The sequence below is a fragment of the Phocaeicola sp. genome, assembly GCF_048170425.1.
GTDB lineage: Bacteria > Bacteroidota > Bacteroidia > Bacteroidales > Bacteroidaceae > Phocaeicola.
Genome location: NZ_DBEXBB010000118.1, coordinates 1 through 6,107, shown reverse-complemented (window position 1 = coordinate 6,107; position 6,107 = coordinate 1). Strand labels below are relative to the sequence as shown.

The following is a 6,107-nucleotide window of genomic DNA, read 5'->3' as shown; positions in this document are numbered from 1 at the left end:
ATTATAAAAAATAAATCTGTTATGACAACAATTATCAATTCAAGAGTACCCGAGTTTAAAGTACAAGCATTTCACAATGGAAAATTTGTAACCGTAAGCAATGAAGACCTGAAAGGCAAATGGGCTATTTTCTTCTTTTATCCAGCCGATTTCACCTTTGTATGTCCCACGGAACTGGTTGACATGGCTGAAAAATACGAACAATTCAAAGCAATGGGAGTAGAGGTCTATTCCGTAAGTACAGACTCTCATTTCGTGCACAAGGCATGGCATGACGCATCGGAAAGCATACGGAAAATCCAATACCCCATGCTGGCCGATCCTACCGGAGCCTTGTCGCGCGCATTCGGTGTGATGATAGAAGAAGACGGCATGGCTTATCGCGGCACATTCGTTGTCAATCCGGAAGGTTTGATTAAGCTGGTGGAAATACAGGACAACAGCATCGGACGCAATGCAGATGAACTGCTCCGCAAGGTGGAAGCCGCGCAATTCGTAGCCGCACACGATGGAGAGGTTTGTCCGGCCAAATGGAAGAAAGGAGAAGAGACACTCAAGCCCAGCATTGACCTTGTAGGCAAAATCTAAAAAAGGAGGGGGACATTTATGTTGGATGCATCATTGAAAGAGCAACTTACCACTCTTTTCAAGGAGCTGCAGGCCGATTATGTTTTCGATATAAAAGTCCGTACAGAGCATGAGTCGCGTACGGACTTGCTGCATCTGCTGGAAGATACAGCTTCATGTTCGGACAAAATCACCTGCCGCACGGAAGAAGGCGAGTCGCTGGAGTTCCGCTTGTTGAAGAATGAAGAAGATTTGGGTATTTGCTTCAAGGCAGTACCGGGAGGCCACGAATTCAGTTCACTGGTGCTGGCCATACTCAACGCCGACGGAAAAGGCAAGAATCTTCCTGATGAAGGCACGTTGCAACGATTGAAACGTCTGAAAGGCCCCGCGCAGCTCACCACCTACATGTCGCTTAGTTGTACCAACTGCCCCGATGTGGTGCAAGCCCTGAACCTGATGGCTATCTTACATCCCGGCATACAGCATACGGCAATTGACGGAGCTTTATTTCCGCAAAAGACTGAAAGACTTCACATACAGGCGGTGCCTGCGGTATTTATCGGTCAAAAGGTTCTGCATATCGGACGGGGAGACTTCGGCGAATTGCTGGAGAAACTGGAAACACACATAGGACAAGAAGTCGACTCTGCTTCTGATGGCCTTGCGCATCACTTCGACGTGCTGGTGGCAGGCGGAGGACCGGCGGGTGTGGCTGCCGCTATCTATTCGGCACGTAAAGGGCTGAAGGTAGGCGTCGTAGCCGGACGGATTGGAGGACAGGTCAACGAAACGGTGGGAATCGAAAACCTCATCTCCGTTCCCTACACAACCGGGAAAGCCCTGGCAGGTGACTTGCGGAAGCATTTGGAAAGTTATAACATCCGTATCTTTGACAACCGCCGGATTGAATCGTGTCGCGTGGAAGGAAACGAAAAGGTACTTCATGCAAAAGGAGGAGAAGAATTCCGGGCTCCCGCACTGATTATTGCTACAGGCGCTTCATGGAGAAAACTGAACGTACCGGGAGAAACTGAATACACAGGCAAAGGTGTTGCTTTCTGTCCGCATTGCGACGGACCGTTTTATAAAGGAAAGAAAGTGGCGGTCATCGGTGGAGGAAACTCCGGAGTAGAGGCGGCCATAGACCTTGCCGGAATCTGTGCGGAAGTAACCGTCATTGAATTTATGGAGGAGCTGAAAGCCGACGAAGTACTCCGCAACAAACTGGCATCACTCCCCAATGTCAAGGTTATGCTTCACACGCAGACGCTTGAGGTGCAGGGAGACGGAGACAAAATGAATGCTCTAAAAGTAAAAGACCGGAAAAGCAATCAGGAAACAACGCTCCCACTTGACGGAGTTTTCATACAAATCGGTCTTTCGGCCAATAGCAGCCTGTTCAAGGACATTGTGCAGGTAAACCGTATCGGAGAAATTCTGACCGACCGAAATTGCCGTACCGCCGTAAAGGGGGTATATGCGGCAGGCGATGTGTCGGATGTCTCCTACAAACAAATCATCATCTCCATGGGTGAAGGAGCCAAAGCTGCCCTTTCTGCATTTGATGACAGGATTAGAAGTTAAAAGCCTTATAACACAATCTGCAAGCTTCCGGTGACAAAGAATCGAAAACTTGCAGATTGTTTCATCATTGATATATGACCAGTAATAGATTATTCCAGTTTGCTATATTCTTCGTCTGAAACCGGTTCCAGCCATTCGTTCGAAGTGTTTTCTCCTTCTACTTCGAATGCCAGGTGTGCAAACCAGCTGTCGGCTGCTGCCCCGTGCCAGTGTTTCACGCCGGCAGGAATATGAATCACCGTACCCGGCAGAATCTGCACGGCAGGCTTACCTTCTTCCTGATACCAGCCACGGCCAGCCACTCCAATCAGCATCTGTCCACCGCCTTTAGTCGCCCGGTGAATGTGCCAGTTGTTGCGGCATCCCGGCTCAAAGGTTACATTAGCCACGGGTACCTGCTCCTTCGAAACCGTAGCCAGGTAGCTGTTCCCGATGAAATACTTTGCATATGCCGTGTTCGGTTCTCCGATAGGGAAAATCATTTCACGCTGGAAAGCTGCCTTTGCCTCTTCGCCGGTCACATCTTCCGCCCATACTTCCTTGGCCTGACGGAAAGCGGCCCATGCCTTCGGCCATCCGGCATAAAAGGCGATGTGCGTAATGATTTCCGAGATTTCCGTACGGGTGATGCCGTTCTGTCTGGCAGTCTGCAAGTGATAAGTCAGCGAACTGTCGGTAATACCCTGACTGATAAGTGAAGTGATGGTGACCAGACTCCGGTCGCGCAGACCGAGTTTGTCGGTACGGCTCCATACTTCACCGAAAAGTACATCGTCATTGAGTTCCGCGAATTTAGGAGCAAATTCACCTAGCTGGTCGCGTCCAGCTGTCTGTTTAATCGTTTCCTGTGCCATAATCGTTGTACTGTTTATTACCCATGCGGCAAGCGCAAGGATCATTTGTATTTTCATAATGGTATGAGTTATTGGTTTGTCTTCTTTTTCAATAGCAAAGTTAACCGATTAATATGTGGAGAATGTATACCATTTACAGATGTTTATACCCGAATTGTGGAAAGTGTTTTCTATAAGTTCCGAAACCGCCATTTCCGAAATGGCGGTTTCGGAACTTATTCATTGATTACTCGATTCAACTCCTCCACATGATGCAGGATAATCCATAGATACATAGTCGATACCACATGAATGGCAGAGTTCAGCTCCTGCATAGAAGCATCTGGAGCTGTATGCGATTCGTTGTTTCTCCACTGTTTGACAAGCTCCAGATATGTATAGAACTTCTGATATCTTTCGTCTTGATTATACTTTAATCCTCTCAGGCAACCGAAAGACAAAATACAGTCTATAAAGGTAGGCATACTGCTTTCATGCTTAGTATTGACCATTTCTTTCTGATACAACAAGTAATATATCTTCTTCAGGAAGACCTCATATTTGGTGACGATTGTATTGAAAAGCCTGCGTTTGTCTACCAGTTTCATATTCTCCAGACAGTAAATCCGGTTAAACGAGTCCAATAAAAGTTCGTTGGCTCCATCTATTGTAGCCACAGACTTCGCTTTTAATGTCTTTATAAAGCAGTCAGCTGCAAGAGATAAATCCGGCAAATACGAAGCAAGGTCTGAAAACTCAACTTTCAAATCTGTCAAGAATTTTTCTTTGAACAATGCAGGGACAAACGGTAGTTCATCTTCCTTCTTTTTGTAGTTCTCATACATCACCCTGGCCATCTGTGTCATGACATTTCTGTAAAAATCGCTGTTCTCAAAAAGTTTGGCAAAAGAATCCATCTGCTCTACATAACAGCCTCTGGCAACCTCATCGAATATTTGAGGGAATATACTTTCCTCAAACTGTTTTTCATCCGTATTGTTAGCCTGTTTGGTCAGTTTCCTTTTTGCCGTCGAAACCATTTTGTCATAAATAGATTCCACTATCACCCTGTCAGCTTCGGAGAACTGACCCTGATACATGATGTTGACTTTGTCAATGATACGGCTGAGCAAGTCTTTATTATCATTCTTTGGCTTTACGGCTTTCGGGTTCTCACCTTTAAGAGGCTTCACTGTTCCCTCCATCTGAATGGAAACCGTTTCTCCCTCCGATATCTTTGAGTTTACCAGCATAATCTGTTTGTTCAGGTCAATCCTCTCTTTGGGATTCTTAGGCAGAAGTCTGTACAGATAGTCGGCATACACATAAGCCTTATACAAGTCCTTATCAAAAGTTCTTGCTATCTGAGCCATATAGGAATAGAAACGGACAAAATTCTTGATTTTCGATCTTACCTCAAAGCGTTTTTCTTCATCAAGCTCCTCATATCGGGAAATGGTACTCTTGAAAGCATTCGACAAAACTCCCAGACGGTCCTTCTGCTTGCTGATGTCCTGTAGCAGGTCAAAGAACTTTTGCTCGTCGCCTTCAGTCCATAGCTGGTACATCTGTATATCTTGTCTGAAAGTATACACATAGTTTACATCCACGGGATTTATCAGTTCCGTACCCTTATAAAAAGGTTTAAAAGCTTCTTTGATGTCATCTGATGAATTACAGAAATCTAATACATACGTATCTTTTTTATCTTTATGCGCTCTGTTCAACCGTGATAAAGTTTGTACTGCTTTCACGTTTTTCAGTTTTTTATCCACAAACATAGTATGCAACATAGGTTCGTCAAACCCCGTCTGGTATTTATCTGCAACCACCAGCATATTATACAAATCAGAGGCAAAATAAAGTGGCAATTTGGCTTCTGAAATATTTCGTTTGTCTGTAGAGTTTAATTTTGTTTCGGTATATTCAATACCTTCATACGACACCACACCAGAGAAAGCCACCATCGGATTTACTCCCATAATGTGATTCTCCTCACAGTATTTTTTTATTTGCAGGAAGTATCTTACCGCATGGGCACGAGAAGAGCATACTACCATTGCTTTTGCTTTTCCTTGCATAGCATTCAGAGTTACCTCTCTAAATTTTTCTACGATGATAGCTGTCTTCTGCTCTATCACATGCTGATGGTTATCGTGATAAGCCTTAATAGCTCGTGTGGCAGGAGTTTCTTCATAAAACGGATCCGTTTCTATGCGCTTAGCTATTTCATAGGTTGTATTACATGTGGTATAATATTGCAATACATTTTTGATAAAACCTTCTTCGATAGCCTGAAGCATGGAATAGGTATGATATGCTCCATATTTGTCATCTTCCGGATTTTCCCCTTTTTCAATTAATTCGCCAAATGTCTGTAACGTTTTCGGTTTAGGAGTGGCCGTAAAAGCATAAAAGAAAAGATTGCTGTGCTGTCCTTGTACCAATAATTTATTCAGGAAAGCATCTTCTTTCTTTTCTAACTCCTCCATTTCAATTTCTTCCTGTTCGGCATATTCTTTTAACGCTTCGTCTGTATCAGCCAATGCAGCCTTCAGTTTTTCTGCGCTTTTTCCAGACTGTGAGGAATGAGCCTCGTCTATTATGACGGCATATTTTTTCCCTTGACGGCTGATTAAATCATCATAGATATAAGGGAAACGATGTAGGGTAGTAATAATAATACGAGCATTTCCGTCGTTTATTACATCGGCTAGCTTTTGAGAACTATCAGTATTCGTAATTGTTTCAATTTGTCCGTTAATATGCTCAAATCCAAGAATCGTATCTTGCAATTGTTTGTTCAGTACCCGCCTGTCCGTAATAACAAATACTCCGTTAAATACATTTTGCTGCATTGCGCTCTGCAAAGAAGCAAGACGATAGGTTAGCCAAGCAATAGAATTTGATTTTCCAGAACCTGCCGAATGCTGAATCAGGAAATTGTTGCCATGACGTTTGGGAGGATGATTGAAGGAATATCCCATTTCCTCATTAGCGGCTATATCATATTGTATCTCTTCTGCTGCGCAATCCCGTTCTGGCAGATTGATATCATACGTCTCTTTTACCAGTTTCTCTACTACATCCAACTGATGATAGCGTGGAAAGACTATTTTC

General features: G+C 44.1%; 4 protein-coding genes. 2 read left to right on the top strand and 2 right to left on the bottom strand.

The window, feature by feature from the left end; all coding sequences use genetic code 11:
- The first annotated feature begins 21 nt into the window (after positions 1–21).
- Both ahpC and ahpF read left to right on the top strand, forming a co-directional pair.
- Positions 22–588, top strand: a complete 567-nt coding sequence (ahpC, locus tag ACMJ0U_RS04730) for an alkyl hydroperoxide reductase subunit C (protein WP_417128505.1) — start codon at positions 22–24, stop codon at positions 586–588.
- An 18-nt stretch (positions 589–606) separates the two neighbouring features.
- A complete protein-coding gene (ahpF, locus tag ACMJ0U_RS04725; RefSeq protein ID WP_417128504.1) occupies positions 607–2,154 on the top strand; it encodes an alkyl hydroperoxide reductase subunit F in 1,548 nt (515 codons plus the stop codon).
- Positions 2,155–2,243: 89 nt separating this feature from the next.
- On the opposite strand, the gene ACMJ0U_RS04720 is transcribed toward ahpF, so the two are convergent.
- Positions 2,244–3,065, bottom strand: a complete 822-nt coding sequence (locus ACMJ0U_RS04720) for a carboxymuconolactone decarboxylase family protein (protein ID WP_417128502.1) — start codon at positions 3,063–3,065, stop codon at positions 2,244–2,246.
- Positions 3,066–3,223: 158 nt separating this feature from the next.
- On the bottom strand, positions 3,224–6,107 hold a 2,884-nt coding region (locus ACMJ0U_RS04715), incomplete at its 5' end, for a DEAD/DEAH box helicase family protein (RefSeq protein ID WP_417128500.1).